The following is a 13,159-nucleotide window of genomic DNA, read 5'->3' as shown; positions in this document are numbered from 1 at the left end:
TCTCGTTGGGGTCTTCTGGGGTGCGTGCTGAAGCGGTTGGCGCTTCGCTCACCCGGTCGGCTTGGGGGAGGGCTGTTCCTCGCTGGCGGCAGCGAGGGCGTCGCGGGTCTTGCTGGAGGCCCGATAGGCGTCCAGCGACGTCACCGTGCCGTCCTGAGAGGTGGAGTAGGTGAAGACCACGAACTCGCTCTTGGCAGCGCTGTTCTGATCCGGTCCAACGCGGACTGGATCGAGCCGGGCCACCCCCGTGTAGGAGTAGTTCAGGCCCTGCACCCGACTCAGATCAATGTCCAGATCAGCGAGCGTGTACGTCGTCCCAGCGCCCTTCGTGGCCCCGGTCGCCGTCATCCACTCCGGAACGAACTCGGTGAGCACCCGGGACTTGTGGTCGAGGAAGCCGTAGCGCGCGTCGAGCAGTACCTGCTGCTCCTTGATGGTCCGGGGCGACGCCGAGCTGTCGGTGAGGCTGAGCAGGAGGGACCGGCCCGTCGCCCTGTCACGGTTCACCCGCTCGATGTCCATGCCCGGCAGCTGAACCAGCAGCGCCGTGTGCTGTGTTGCGAGCTTGGCCTGGGCGTCGCCGAGGTTGCCTTCGAGCTTCTGAATAACCGCATCGGCCTGGGTGTCCGACGCGGCCGGGCCGTCGCTGAGCAGGCTGGCTCCGAGCGTGACCACCGAGAGCGCGAGCAGCGCCCCGGTACCGCCGAGCAGGATCTTCCCGGCGTGCTGGCGCAGCTTGTCCTTGATCTCCTCGTTCACGGTGTCTTCACCTCCTGCTTCAAGGCTTCGCCGGTGGCCGTCGTGCCGGTCTGGATGTTCACGAACGCCTTGCGGACCAGGTCGTAATCGGCGCGGGCCCAGGCCAGCACCGCCGGCCTCTCGCCCGCACCCGTCCTGGTCTCCATCGCCAGCCAGGTCACCGTGATGGTGCTGTCGTCGTTGACCAGGTAGGGCACCTGGGCGACCCACTCAAAGCCGGAGTTGAAGCTCATCGGGATCCCGACGCCGGCCGCCACGTCCTTGTCACTGGCGAGCAGGTACCACGGCCCCAGGTCCGCCTGGTGCACCGAGGGGGCGAAGTAGGGGATGAGGTTGCGCAGCGTCGACTGAGACGTCGCCGTGTCGAGCGTGCCGCCGCCTGCCGCCACGCTGGGCGTCAGGTAGCGGTAGTCGTTCTGCAGCTTCGCGACCTGACCAGCCGCCGTCAGGGCTGCGGTCAGGCCACGATCGGCGTCGTCGGCCTTCGGCAGCGCCGCCGTCTTCGCCTCGGTGATCCTGATCTGCTCCTGCAGAGAGGAGATCTCCGGCGCAGCCGTATCGCTCACCGCGCTCTGACCGCCGGAGAACCCCGCGGAGAGGACGAAGCACAGCAGTGCGCCCGCACCCATGCTCACGCCGGCCACGAGGATGCGCTTGCGCAGGCCGCCCGCGGGCTCCGTCTGCTCAGGAGTGTCCGCGCCCCCCTGCGAGGACGCGGACGTCGCGACGAAGCGCGTCTTGCGCACTGCGCCCCCACCCGACTCATCGGTCTGTGTCGATGCCATTAGTCCTCAACTCGCCGTTTCACTCGAATACCAGCACAACCCTATCAATAGGACGAGTCGAAAGGAGGTCTGGGTTATCCGGAATGGCGAGTCTCGCCACTCGCCGGGACGCCGGAGAGATTCGAGACCTTGCCCTGGGCGTCGACCGTGACGAAGAGCAGCGCGCGCCGGTGCGCCGTGACACTGGCTTTGCTCGCCTTGTTCTGGGACACCGCGTCGGAGGTGACCTCGACGTCGGCCAGGACGGCGTAGGTGTAGACGCCCGCCTTGACGTCGACGACCTCGATGTCCGGATTCGCGCCGAGGGCCGAGTTCAGGCCGACCGTGTCGATGTAGTAATAACGCCGCCCCTGGGAGTCCTCGTTGAACCTCGACGGAGGCATGAACGACTTCAGGAACGTCTCGTTCTGGGCGAGGCCGAACCGGCTCTTCAGGCTCGCGCGCGCCGCCTCGTAGCTCTGTCCCGAGTCCCACGTGAAGACCATCGAGAGCAGCGACTTGATGTGCTCACCGTCGGTGCTCAGCCGGTCCTGGCTGACACCCAGGGCCGCCATAACGTCCGCGTTCACCTGCTCGGCGTTCTTCTTCTGGATGCCTGCCAGCTGTTCCTCGACGTCGTTGATCTGGGCTTCCTGCTCAGCCAGGGCCGCGTGCTGGCTGCTCCAGGTCACACCGGCAGCCGTCGCGACGACCGTGAGGACCGCTGCCGTCACCAGGACCGAGAGGTTGCGCCGGAAGAATCCCCGCCGCGTGGGTGCTGCCGTCTGCTCCGTCATCGCTTCCCGCTCTTCTTCTGTGTGCCCCTGCCGCTGAGTTCAGGGACTCCGGACCCGGCCGGCATCTTGATCGCGGGGTTCTCGTACTGAGCCCCGGCGGCGGTCACCACGAGCGCCAAGTGGTCGAAGGCCCCCGTCGTGCCGTTGCGCACGTAGCGAGCGCTCGCCCAGGCGAGCACCTCGCCGCTCTTCGTGTCCCGGCACAGCCAGACGACCTTTGCCTGGTTTGTCGCGCCCGAGCCGCTCTTCATGCTCAGGTCGGGCATCACCGTCTCGACCTTCCATGCGTACGTGCTCGGGGCAGCTGCGTTCTGGCCGGCGTAGCGGATGTACCAGGCGTGGCGCGGATCGATCTCGGTGGTCGCATCGAACGGTGTCAGCGACGAGGTGCTGTACGCCTCCTTGTCACTGACCAGGAAGGAGTCCTTGCTGAACAGCGGTGCCATGTCCCGGCGGTGCTTGATGATCTCCAGCGTGGCCTGGTTCGGGGCCCCGTTGTTCGGGCTGGGCTGGACGCTGGCCTGGTGGTACAACGTGGCGAAGGTCTGCTCCCCGGTCGCGACCTTCTTCGCGTCGGCGGCTGCCGCCTCGGTGAGCTTGGACAACTGCGCGCCGGCGTCCGCCTTCACGGGCGTGGACTGGGCATCATCCAGCTGCCCCTTGAGCTGGACGATCTGGGCCTCGTTGTCCGCCGTACTCGCCTTAAAGCTCTCCCCGGCCACGCCCGTGGCGACGGCCAGGGCGAGGATCCCGACCCCCATCACCGCGGTCACGCTGCGTCGGATCAGGCGCGCGTTGTCCTCCGGGCTGCGTGTCTGGACCCGTTCGCGCTGGCGCATCGTCCAGCTCGCGAAGCGCTCTTCGAGCTCAGCTCCGGTGACCTTCTTGCGCGTCTTCGGTGCTGCGGGCTTCTCCTCGGGCATCGACCCGGTCTCCTGCTCGGGGTCCGTGCTCTCGGACTCGTCATGGACTGTCGTCACGGAACACACTCCTCACTCCACATTGCTCTCATAAACGACTCAAGTCTATCTTGAAAGGCATTCACGACTGACTCTGAATCTATTCGATAAGGGCTCTGAAAAGCGAGGTCGGCACGCAGGACCTGCACCGGACATGAAGAAGCCGGTGCCCGGATCACCCGGCACCGGCTTCTCGCTCCCAGATCAGATACAGCGCATCAGACCGTCTTGATCTTGTCGGAGGGGAGCATCGAATCCGACATGTCCACGAACTTCCAGCCCTCGGCCGTCATCCGGGCCGCGCTGTCGACGCGAACCCGACCCATGAAGGCGCAGTAGCCGGCCTCGCCGAGGATGACCTTGTCGCCCTGGACGCCGAGCACCACGAGGGTGTGGCCGGCGGGGCCGTGGCCCGGGCCGGAGCCCACCGAGTACGCCGTCGGGGTCGAGGACATCTGCTTGCCGGTCTCTCTTGCGATCGTGTACGCCGTCTCCTTGCCGTCACCGGCCGGGTAGGTTTGGAACGTCGTGTACTTGTTCACGAAGTAGGTCGAGAACGACACGCAGTTCATCGCGTGGTTGCCGTTGCAGGAACCCGGGCCACCGCCCGGACCGTACCTGTCATCCAGGAACTTCCCGCCCTCCTTGTTGAAGAGGTCGACCAGGGCCTGGGCCTCCTTCTGCGTCATCCCGCCGTCCTTCAGTGAGACGGAACTGCCGCCCTTGGAGGTGCAGTTGCCCAGGATCGTGTTGATCCCGTTGCCGATGTTCTCGATGATCCCGCCGACGATGTTCTTGACGCCGCCCACGATCGAGCTGTCGACCGACCAGCCGCTCATCTTGCCGAACCACATCTCGGCGTTGTCGCCTCGTGCGGTAAGCCCGGCCGCGCCGTCAGCGGAGCGCTCCCAGTTCTCGTGGAAGTGCAGCGCCGCCGCACGCGGCGAGCCCTGCGACTTCTTGAGCATGTCCTTGAAGGCCGTGACGTCGCCCGGGTTGTCACCATCGACCATGAAGGCCAGCTGGGCCTTGATGGCGTACCAGTCGACGCCCTTGCTCTTCGCGTACTGGCGCAGCAGCGTGTTGCGGCCGAACGTCCACTGCCCGAGACCGATGCCGTTGTCCGTGTTCTGTGCGGCGCTGGCCTTCTCGGCGGTCATGGCATACGTCCCCGTGGGGAAGTTCTGCACGCTCGTCGGGTCGATCCCGGACTCCTGCGACCAGTTGCCGAGGATGCCCGCGATGTTCTCCTTCGGCATCCCCCAGCTGCCGAGTACCGAGTAGATCTCCTTGGCGTTCTTCTCCACGTCCGCCGGGACGGTGGCCCCGGAACCGTTGCCGACGCTACCCGCGTTGACGACGCACGCCGTCCCGTTCGCGTTGATGCTGCCTTCGGTCAGCGCCGTCGAGTTGAGGACGCCGGTCAAGACCGTGCCCAGCAGAGCCACGGTGGCGGTCACCGCGACCGCACCCGACATCGCTGCCGCTACAGGGGTCATCGTCGCCGTGACAGTGACGCCCAGGACCGCGCCGGCCCCCTTGGCTATAAAGCTGCCGATCGCCATGAACGGCGCAGCGATCGCATGACCAACCGCCTTAGCGATGTTGACGATGAGCGTCCACAGCAGCTTCCCGGCGTTGACGGCCATCGCCATGGCCGCAAAGAACATGGACTTCAGCCAGTTCAGAAGGGCCATGGCCATGACCACGCCCATGGCCGGCGGAGCAGCAGCCACGCCACCGCCGACGGCGACACCCTTGGCCGTCTTCGAGCCCAGGCCCTCGTCGTCCTTCGACGCACCGCGCTCGTAGCCCGTGCCGCCAGCACCCAGCTCGCGCTGGTCGGCCGGCTTGGCGTCCGGGCTGCCGCCGGTGACCTTGGACACGCCCTTGACCGCGTCCTGGGCCCCCTCGACGCCGACGTTCTTCGCTGCGCCAACGGCGGCTCCCGGAAGCCCGCCAGCCTGTGCGCCGGCCACGGCACCGGAGACGGCAGCTCCTGCGTAACGCCCGGCGTTACGGCGGGTCGCGCTGCTGCCGTCTCCCTCGATCGCCTTCTGGGCTGCGCCTCCGGCCATGTTCCCGGCGACGCCGTTCATGCCCTGCTTGATCTTCGACCCGGCATTCGCGGTACCGGCCGCCGTGCCTGCGGTGTTTGCAGCGTCCGGCATCTTCGGCGCGGCCTCTGGCATCTTCGGTGCCGTGTTCGCCGCGCCAGAAGGACCAGAAGAATCAGCTCCCGGCCCCGGGAACTGCTTGGGCACGCTGGCCTTGTCCTCGGGAGGCTTCTCGATGCCCTCCTTGGGGCCGAGGCTCTTGGTCCCGCGACCCTGCCGGGGCGTCCCCTGACTCACCGACGTGCTCGGCTGGTCCTTCGTCGTCCCCTTCTTGGGACTCCGATTCGGCTTGTCGGTGGCCATGTCGTTTTCCTTTCCGGCTCAATGCCAGGTAGCGGGATGCGTCACTTCATCGCCGCACTCAATGGAGCGTGGTGAGAAAGTCCTTGTCGTCGCGAATGGTGCTGTTGGACTGCACATCCCGCAGGCTCGCGTCCAGTCGAAGCAGGTCGAGCGAGAGATCCGACTCGTACTGCGACTTGTTTCTGGAGTAGTTCTGATACGCCTGTGAAAGGTTGTTCATGATGTTCATGAGAGGGCGCATCGTCACGTCAGAGGACTGGTAGTCCTTGGTGAGGCCGGTGCCGTCCGAGAGGGTCCACTGCATGTCCGAGATCTGCTGGCTCGTTGGATCCGAGCCCTCGTCACGCTTCTTGGTGAAGAACTGGGCGTAGCTCTGACCGGCCGGCACCAGGGCGTCGAGGTAGCCGTCGTAGACGTTGCCTGCACGCCAGTTGAGGTCGAAGCCGCCCGGAACGACGTGCTTGGTCTGCAGCGCCAGCGTCGAGACGCCGTCCTTGGCCGCGGCCGCGGAGACGCCCGTGATCTTGTCGGTGGCAATCGAGACTGGAACGGTCGGCGGACGCAGGAACAGGCCGTCGATCTTCGTCGTCTGCAGGTCGGAGGTGTACGACTGAATCTGCGTCAGATTCGTGCGCATCTCGACGAGCTTCTGGTCCAGGGCGTCCCTGGCCTCGGCCTCCTTCTCCTTGAGTGCGACCTCGTAGTAGGCCTGCGCCGGGTCGAAGGTCAGGGCGTTGAGCGCCGCGATCTTCTGGACCCCGGATGCGCCGGGGTTGAAGAAGACCCGCCACTGGTCGTACTTGGAAAAGGTCTCGTCGCCGGCCAGCTTGCCGCTGCTCTGCGCCTGCTCCGCTCCGGGCGTGGTGAGTTCGGCGTTCGCACGGACTGTCAGGTTCAACACCACCTGGCGGTCGAAGGGCCGGTCGGCGTTCAGGAGGACCCCGACGTAGCCGGTCGAGCCGAAGGCGTAGAAGGAGCCCTTGATCCCGCTGGTGCTGACCGGCTCGCTGTTCAGTGAGGTGTCCGACCCGAGCAGGAACGCCCTGTAGTCCGCGGCGCTGTACGAGATCTGAGCGGTCGGACTGAAGTGCATCATCACGAGCGCCTTGTTGCCGCTCTCGTTGGTATAGACCCCGTCGACGGTGCCGTCGAGATTCGTCTTCGACGTCTTGAAGTCGCTGGTGTACAGGGCCGTCTGCGACAGCGAGTCACGCTCCGCCTGGTACGCCGAGGCCCCCGATGCGCTGATCACGATCGCGCCCGTGACCGCGAAGATGCCGAAGAACACCCCAAAACGCTCGATCGCGTGGTGCGAGTCGAGCTTGAACTTCCTGCTGAAGGCCAGTGCCTTGTCCTTGATCCCCATGTTCTGCTCTCTTTCGTGCCTGCACCGTGCTGCGGGCCCGGATATGGCGAACCGGGCCGGAGGAGGCCTTGCACCTCAACCGACCCGGTTCGCTCGACGCCTCTGTCCCCGGTCGTGTGCACGGTCTGTGACGGCCTCTTACTTGGAAGGGCCGCTCAGGAACCCGCTGAACTGATCGACGGTCTGGACGATCACCGTGCTGCCGCCGAGGTCCGTGATGGTCTGCTGGCCGCCGGAACCGACCGTCGAAATCAGCGACCACCCGCCGGTGCCCAGGGCTCCGCCGACGAGAATGAGGAGCGCGATCGTGCCCCAGCCCTGCTGCTGACCCGCGGACTGCGGGTTGGCCATCAGCTTCTTGATCAGGAGCACACCGCCCCAGACCAGGCCGACAGCACCGAGCAGCATGAGCAAAAGACCGCCCCAGAGCTGGATCTGGGACTTGGCGTTCGTCAGGAAGCTGGTCAGGTCCCAGGCTGCATTCGGCAGGGAGGCCTGTGTGAGGACGGCTGCCTCGTAGATCTTCGTCATGGTTCTTCCCTCTCGCCTTTCGAATCATTCGGTGGCATGACAGTGAGTCACTAGGCAACAAGCGCAGCTCGCCCACCCGGACGGGCGGTGATAGAAGTTGAAGTGATCGGTGGCATGCTGTCGGCTCCCCCTGCTTGCTCGTATACGTGCGCATCTGAAGTGACTAATCTACCCCATTCTAATGGCGGATCGCAGAGGTGCACGAAAGGTCTATCGATAAAGAGTCGAAAGGGACTCGAAAACGAGGTGAATCGACATCGCGGCGCGCGACCGCAGGGCCGTGGCGGACGCCTGTGGAATCCGCAGTGCGAGATGTGTAATGTGCCGCTCCAGCACTGCTGCGACGCTGGCCTGCTCGATTTCGAGGCGGGCCACCCTCACACACCCCGTCGATCGCGATCTTGACCAGGAAGAACCAAACCGCCATGAACCCACTGCCCGGGGACCTTTTCGCCCGCCGACTTCGTCAAGAACGCGAACGCCTCGGCATCAGCCAGGCAGAGCTAGCGCGCCGTATGGCCGCACTGCTCGGCACGAACGTTGACTCCACCGCCATCACACGCATCGAGCAGCAGACCCGCGCGGTCAGGCTCGACGAGGCGGTCGCCGCTGCCGAGGCTCTCGGGGTCCCTCTGATCACACTGGTCAGCGACAACTACACCCGCGAGAACGAGGCTGAGATCCAGAACCAGCTCGCCGAGCTCGCCCTCGCCGAGCAGGAATGGGAGAGGCTGCGCCAGAAGATCCACCGGATCACTCAGACCATCCAGCAACTCTCCGCCGAGCGGGAGGCCTTCCGCTCTCACGCGCTGGACGTCAACCCTGAAACCGTCGGCGACTACGAGCTCGACCCTGAGACCCAGGCCGCTCTTGACGCCCGGATGCGTGATGTCCGCAACAAGCCGGCCGACGAGATCACAGACCCAGACGCATGATGCTGTTGCGGGCGGCCGGGTTGAACTCGCGGTCGTAGACGTTCACCGTCTCGGGCTTCCGCCACCCGTCGGCTCTGGCCGAACTCGCTGCCGCAGGCCCGGCATGGGACCGCGACCGCGGTGGCCGTCGACGTAGTCTCCGGACGAATCGAACTCGGCGGCCGAGAACTCCTGAACGGCCGCCACCGGGGGATGCGATGGGTCTGGGCGCGGCGCGTGATGCCGCAGCGGCGCCGGGAGGACTTCGATGCCTGGGCGTCCTTCAATGTCCGGATAACCGTCATGTCGCGGCATGTGCAGGTCCACCGCCGCGGCGTGTGAGTACTTGGAGAGTCCTCCGAACGTTCCCCTTCAGGTGCCAGCAGCCGGGCGATCGCCTCCACGGTTGCCGGGGACGCGCCCGGTTCTGACGCAGGAGATGCACTGGGAACGGCCGGCGAGGATCGCGGCGAGTTGGGGGAAGCGAGGCTGGCCGCAGATGCGGCACGGCGACGGCCGGCGGTCGTGACCCGGCCGGGGTGGGGAATAGTCGGTTCCACGCCGCTCTCGTACGGGCGATCGCGGACTGAGGGGCGTATCGCTCTTGAAGCGGAAGCTGCGATCTTCGCCCGGGTAGACGAGGGCAACCCCCACATCGCCGAGATTCTCGAGCGGTACAGCTAGGCTCGTAGGCATGGGATTCGACTGGGAGAACATGCTCGGCACAAGCGGCAACGGCCTCAGCGATGCCTACGACGGCGCGGTCTCCGCAGTCATCTACAGCGAGGACCCGGGGGGTGATCGTCGGCCACTTCCGGTCGGAGAAGAGCACGACGACTCAGACGGCCTGCGCTGACCTCAGTACACACACGACAACGCCCCGGTGAGCCGGGGCGTTTCATCTCCTCAGGGGTCGGGGCGGGTCAGGGGGTAGTCAAAAGAAGGCTGAGCTCGACCCTGCGCTCGATGGGGAGTTTCGGTCAGCTCGCGACGAGATTCGCAACCAATGCATTGAGGTCGTCTTTGACCTGTTCCTCTACCTGCTCGTCGGGGCGGGAAGCGATGACCGGCATGGCCAGCGGCGGCAGGTCCGACTCGCGAATCTTCAGCTTGCCGCCGACCCGGACAGCAGGCATCGCGCCATCGGTAATCTGCCCACGGATCGCGATCGAGGGACCCTGGTTCGCGTCCTCCTGCAGCTCGCGCATGTCGCACCGGCGCTCGAGTGTCGATGGGGTCGGCATCGGAGACCTCTCGTTCATCGATGAGTTGTCTCGTGTGTCCGCGCTCTACGCGGCGAGCTCCGATCGAGTCCGTCCCTCGTCCCGCGACCCTTCCGAGTCTTCAGCGGTCTGGCATCTGCCTGGATTGGTAGCACCATCGGGCGCTGCCTTGACTCCAGACTGCGCGTTCTTCCTGCCATCTCAACAGGCTGTAGTGCGAGCGCTGCGATTGCAGCAGCATGTCTGACTTGTCGTGAGCTGTACGATCGGCTTCAAAGACCGCCTGCAGCATTGGTTCGCCCGTGTTCAGGAGCTGACCATCGTCAACCAACAGCTCGCCGCGGAGTTGGCCCGAGCCGAAGCAGACCGCGACAGCCTGCAGGATGATGTGGCCGAGGCACAGGACGACCTGGCTGCCGCCCGGACGGCCCTGCGGAACATGATGCGCGACCAGAACCGCGACTCAACGTGATCGCCCCTCAGGTGGCGCGCAGGCGGCCCGGGACCAGCAGCAGCCGTGCGAAGCTGGGATCGCCCCTGCCCCGCACGGAAGACACGCCAATGAGCCGTCCTGCGATACCCGACCTGGCCTGGTGGCGCGGGGACCCCGAGCGATGGGAACTTCTGGAGTTCGACGGGCAGCACACTGAGTAGCTGTTGTCGTTCCGATCTTGAGGGATGTGGGTCGAACGGGAGTCTCGATCGGGTGATCGCAGCTGGCCGCGGGCATGAGAACAGGGCCTCTTGGTAGCTCGGGGTTGCGAAGCCAACCGAGATCCAGGAGACCCTGTTGCGGCAGTTGTACGTGCTCGCGCCGGTGCGGTTCAACTCGGCTGCACCGACGTGTGATTGTGTCGCTCACCGGTTCGGGAATGCGGCTGATCACCCGGAACGTGTTCGGCGGTATCCCTCGGACATGACGGACGCGGAGTGGGCCGTGGCCCGGCCGCTGCTGCCGGTGCCGGGCTGGCTGCGTGGTCGTGGCGGCCGGCCGGAGGCGTACTGCCACCGGGCGATGCTCGATGCGATCCGCTACCTGGTGGACAACGGCATCAAGTGGCGGTCGATGCCCGGGGATTTCCCGCCGTGGGACCGGGTATACGCGTTCTTCCGCCGCTGGCGTGACCATGGCCTGGTCAAGGAGTTCCACGACCGGCTGCGCGGACAGGTCCGCGAGAAGCTGGGTCGGGATACGGAACCGACGGCCGGGGTGATCGACTCGCAGTCGGTCAAGGCAGATGCCGTCGTCGGGTCGGAGAGCCGTGGCTTTGACGGCGGCAAGCTGGTCAACGGGCGCAAGCGGCACGTCGTGGTCGACACCCTCGGCCTGCTGCTCGCGGTGATGGTCACCGCCGCGGACACCGGCGACCGCACCGCCGCCCAGGTCCTGCTCAGGCAGGTGACCGACGCGCATCACCGCCTGGCCCTCATCTGGGCCGACGGCGGCTACACCGGCAGCCTCGTCGAGCACTGCCTGGCCGCGTTCGCCCTGGTCCTGGCGATCGTCAAACGCAGCGACGACATGCGCGGTTTCGTGGTGCTGCCCAAGCGGTGGATCGTCGAGCGGTTCTTCGCCCACCTGATGCGCAGTCGCCGCCTGGTCCGTGACTTCGAACGCCGCACCACCAGCGCCGAGGCGATGGTCTACTGGTCGATGATCCTGCTCATGACCGCCGCTTGGCCCGGCCCCATGCTGCGCGAGGGTGAACCGGCCCGGCGCTGGCTCGGCAAGCCAGCCGCGGGCCACCAGCCGCGTCGCCTTCGACCGCAGTGCCTCCACCTTGGCCGGCGCCACGTCCAGGCCGAACAAGGCGGCCATCTCCTGGCAGGTCAAGGGGCCTTGACCAAGGCGGTGCCGGTCCGCGAGGAGTCGCAGGATGCGCTGGTAGTCCACCGACAGCGCCGACCAGGCCAGTCCCTCGCACCACACCGGCACCTGCGACTTCGGCTTCGCCGGCCCTGCCGCTGACAGCGAGGACGGCGCGGTCGGTGATATGGCCTAACGCCATGAGGCGGTCGCAGTCCTCGCCCAGCGCGATGGCCGGGATGCCGTACAGCGTGTCGAAGCCTTCCTCGGTGGTGCCGGACAGCGTGAAGGTCTGGCCAGGGTGGGCTTCGGTGAATGCGGTCATGGTGATTCGGTCTCCTTGAGGAGTGGGGTGGTGGGCGGCCCCGTGGTGCCGCCCACCACGGGACGGGTGAGAGGCAGGCCCTCGGCTTCGAGGGCCTGCTGCCAGTCGCTGAACATCGCTACGCGGCCGCCTTGGTGGACAGCGCGGCCTTGGGGATCGCCATGTTGTGCACCTGCCGGGCCGGGGTCATCGGTTCCCTCCACGGCTCGTACGGGGCGGGCCGGGTGGGGATGAGCTCCAGCTCCAGGCGGGCCATCACCTGGTCGCGGACGGTGGGCGGGGCGAGACGGGCCGCGCGCTGTTTCTCTTGCTGGCGGCGGTCCTCTTCGGCGACGACGCCGACCCAGTCGGCCCCGAGGCGCCGTTCAAGGCTCTTGCGCAGGGTGGTCCGCTGCCGGGCAGTGGTCGCCACCCACACGCCGGTTGGGTCATCTCCTTGTTGGCCAGGGCCCACTTGAGGCAGCCGGTGACGATCGGGCAGCCGGAGCAGGCGAGCTTGGCCTTGGCGAGGGCCTTCTCTCGCTCGGTGCGGTCGGTGACGTCCTCGATGGCGAACAGCTTCGGGTGGTCCTGGCAACGGGTCGGGGTGTCGGTACGGGGGAAGGGAATCCGGTTGTCGGCGACCACGGACGGGGTGTTCGGGGTGCCGGTACGCAGACCGCTCATGACGGGGCCTCCGTGAGGAGTGGGGCAAGGTCGGGCAGCTGGACAAGGACCTGATCGAAGACCGCGAGCGGTACGCGCCACGGCCCGAGCTGTCCGCCGCAGGGCACCGGCAGCGGCAGCGCGTGGACGTCGTCCAGGTCCAGGTGGAAGCGCTCGGGGTGCGCCCAGGGGCTGCACGCCTCGCCGGTGTCGGTGTGGGCGCCAGTGATGCGGACGATGCCGAGGACCGCGCGGGTGCGTAGCTCGTGCCCGCGGATCCTGCGAGCCACGAGCGGGTCGCGCAGCGCGGCGCGGTCGATCTCGGCTCCGGCGTGCAGCAGGCGCCAACCGGACGCCCATGCGCGGGGCCGGTTTTCCACGCGTTTGTCGCCGTGGAGGATGCAGGCCGTCCAGGGTTGCTTGATGGCGATGCCGCGGATGGAGTCCGGGGCGGAGAGCTTCGGTGTCACGCGGCGGCTCCGAGGCTTTTTGGTGCCTGGCCGTCCGGCGCGCCGGCCGTTGGTGGACGGCACGGTGGCGGGGGAGTGGTCGGCGTGCGGCTGACCGCAGGGCTCGCTGCCGGTCAACGGCGGGTACGGGGCGAGGCGTGTGGTCATTGGGAGCCGCCTTCCAGGAGTGCCTCGATCGG

General features: G+C 66.8%; 14 protein-coding genes and 3 pseudogenes. 5 read left to right on the top strand and 12 right to left on the bottom strand.

The genetic code is table 11. The annotated features are described in order from the left end of the window. Nucleotides 1-48: 48 nt before the first annotated feature. From K9S39_RS03425 to K9S39_RS03395, 7 genes are all read right to left on the bottom strand, one after another. Complete coding sequence (locus K9S39_RS03425) at nt 49-759, bottom strand: hypothetical protein (protein ID WP_248861851.1); 711 nt, start codon at nt 757-759, stop codon at nt 49-51. Further along, a complete protein-coding gene (locus K9S39_RS03420) occupies nt 756-1,505 on the bottom strand; it encodes a hypothetical protein (RefSeq protein WP_248861850.1) in 750 nt (249 codons plus the stop codon). Before K9S39_RS03420 ends, K9S39_RS03425 begins: the two co-directional genes overlap by 4 nt. A 113-nt stretch (nt 1,506-1,618) precedes the next feature. After that, nucleotides 1,619-2,320 (bottom strand): hypothetical protein, encoded by a 702-nt coding sequence (locus K9S39_RS03415; RefSeq protein WP_248861849.1) that lies wholly within the window; start codon nt 2,318-2,320, stop codon nt 1,619-1,621. Further along, nucleotides 2,317-3,300, bottom strand: coding sequence for a hypothetical protein (locus tag K9S39_RS03410; RefSeq protein WP_248861848.1), 984 nt, complete (start codon nt 3,298-3,300; stop codon nt 2,317-2,319). The genes K9S39_RS03415 and K9S39_RS03410 overlap by 4 nt, the downstream gene beginning before the upstream one ends. 197 nt (nt 3,301-3,497) lie before the next feature. After that, nucleotides 3,498-5,699, bottom strand: a complete 2,202-nt coding sequence (locus tag K9S39_RS03405; protein ID WP_248861847.1) for a phage tail tip lysozyme — start codon at nt 5,697-5,699, stop codon at nt 3,498-3,500. Between the two features lie 58 nt (nt 5,700-5,757). After that, nucleotides 5,758-7,065, bottom strand: a complete 1,308-nt coding sequence (locus tag K9S39_RS03400) for a hypothetical protein (protein WP_248861846.1) — start codon at nt 7,063-7,065, stop codon at nt 5,758-5,760. A gap of 138 nt (nt 7,066-7,203) precedes the next feature. Beyond that, nucleotides 7,204-7,596 (bottom strand): hypothetical protein, encoded by a 393-nt coding sequence (locus K9S39_RS03395; protein WP_248861845.1) that lies wholly within the window; start codon nt 7,594-7,596, stop codon nt 7,204-7,206. Nucleotides 7,597-8,021: 425 nt separating this feature from the next. On the opposite strand from K9S39_RS03395, the gene K9S39_RS03390 reads away from it, so the two are divergent. The 3 genes from K9S39_RS03390 (at nt 8,022) to K9S39_RS03380 (ending at nt 9,366) form a co-directional block, all read left to right on the top strand. Continuing rightward, the gene (locus K9S39_RS03390) at nt 8,022-8,531 is read left to right on the top strand and encodes a helix-turn-helix domain-containing protein (RefSeq protein WP_248861844.1); all 510 of its coding nucleotides are present in this window, start codon (nt 8,022-8,024) and stop codon (nt 8,529-8,531) included. 120 nt (nt 8,532-8,651) lie between these two features. Next, complete coding sequence (locus K9S39_RS03385) at nt 8,652-8,852, top strand: hypothetical protein (protein ID WP_248861843.1); 201 nt, start codon at nt 8,652-8,654, stop codon at nt 8,850-8,852. A 352-nt stretch (nt 8,853-9,204) separates the two neighbouring features. After that, complete coding sequence (locus tag K9S39_RS03380; RefSeq protein WP_248861842.1) at nt 9,205-9,366, top strand: hypothetical protein; 162 nt, start codon at nt 9,205-9,207, stop codon at nt 9,364-9,366. 124 nt (nt 9,367-9,490) lie between these two features. Here K9S39_RS03380 and K9S39_RS03375 read toward each other — a convergent pair whose 3' ends face one another. Continuing rightward, nucleotides 9,491-9,718 (bottom strand): hypothetical protein, encoded by a 228-nt coding sequence (locus K9S39_RS03375; RefSeq protein ID WP_248861841.1) that lies wholly within the window; start codon nt 9,716-9,718, stop codon nt 9,491-9,493. Nucleotides 9,719-9,986: 268 nt separating this feature from the next. Between K9S39_RS03375 and K9S39_RS03370 the strand changes: the two genes are divergently transcribed. After that, entirely contained in the window at nt 9,987-10,205 is a 219-nt protein-coding gene (locus K9S39_RS03370) for a hypothetical protein (protein WP_248861840.1), read from the top strand. 444 nt (nt 10,206-10,649) lie between these two features. Further along, a pseudogene (locus tag K9S39_RS03365) lies at nt 10,650-11,440 on the top strand (IS5 family transposase). Here K9S39_RS03365 and K9S39_RS03360 read toward each other — a convergent pair. From K9S39_RS03360 to K9S39_RS03350, 4 genes and pseudogenes are all read right to left on the bottom strand, one after another. After that, a pseudogene (locus K9S39_RS03360) lies at nt 11,403-11,702 on the bottom strand (hypothetical protein); the annotation flags it as partial. The pseudogenes K9S39_RS03365 and K9S39_RS03360 overlap by 38 nt on opposite strands. A 281-nt stretch (nt 11,703-11,983) precedes the next feature. After that, nucleotides 11,984-12,277, bottom strand: a complete 294-nt coding sequence (locus K9S39_RS03355; protein ID WP_248861839.1) for a hypothetical protein — start codon at nt 12,275-12,277, stop codon at nt 11,984-11,986. A gap of 74 nt (nt 12,278-12,351) precedes the next feature. After that, a pseudogene (locus K9S39_RS42720) lies at nt 12,352-12,531 on the bottom strand (WhiB family transcriptional regulator); the annotation flags it as partial. Further along, on the bottom strand, nt 12,528-13,127 hold the full coding sequence (locus K9S39_RS03350) for an ASCH domain-containing protein (protein ID WP_406707864.1): 600 nt from the start codon (nt 13,125-13,127) through the stop codon (nt 12,528-12,530). The gene K9S39_RS03350 and the pseudogene K9S39_RS42720, both read right to left, overlap by 4 nt. Nucleotides 13,128-13,159: the final 32 nt, after the last annotated feature.

The organism is Streptomyces halobius, from assembly GCF_023277745.1.
GTDB classification, from domain to species: Bacteria; Actinomycetota; Actinomycetes; order Streptomycetales; family Streptomycetaceae; genus Streptomyces; species Streptomyces halobius.
This window is presented reverse-complemented; position numbering and strand designations above follow the sequence as displayed.

Coding starts and splice junctions, on each gene's coding strand:
- K9S39_RS03415 (WP_248861849.1), bottom strand. CDS start 2,320: ATGACGGAGCAGACGGCAGCACCCACGCGGCGGGGATTCTTCCGGCGC.
- K9S39_RS03405 (WP_248861847.1), bottom strand. CDS start 5,699: ATGGCCACCGACAAGCCGAATCGGAGTCCCAAGAAGGGGACGACGAAG.
- K9S39_RS03400 (WP_248861846.1), bottom strand. CDS start 7,065: ATGGGGATCAAGGACAAGGCACTGGCCTTCAGCAGGAAGTTCAAGCTC.
- K9S39_RS03395 (WP_248861845.1), bottom strand. CDS start 7,596: ATGACGAAGATCTACGAGGCAGCCGTCCTCACACAGGCCTCCCTGCCG.
- K9S39_RS03390 (WP_248861844.1), top strand. CDS start 8,022: ATGAACCCACTGCCCGGGGACCTTTTCGCCCGCCGACTTCGTCAAGAA.
- K9S39_RS03380 (WP_248861842.1), top strand. CDS start 9,205: ATGGGATTCGACTGGGAGAACATGCTCGGCACAAGCGGCAACGGCCTC.
- K9S39_RS03375 (WP_248861841.1), bottom strand. CDS start 9,718: ATGCGCGAGCTGCAGGAGGACGCGAACCAGGGTCCCTCGATCGCGATC.
- K9S39_RS03350 (WP_406707864.1), bottom strand. CDS start 13,127: ATGACCACACGCCTCGCCCCGTACCCGCCGTTGACCGGCAGCGAGCCC.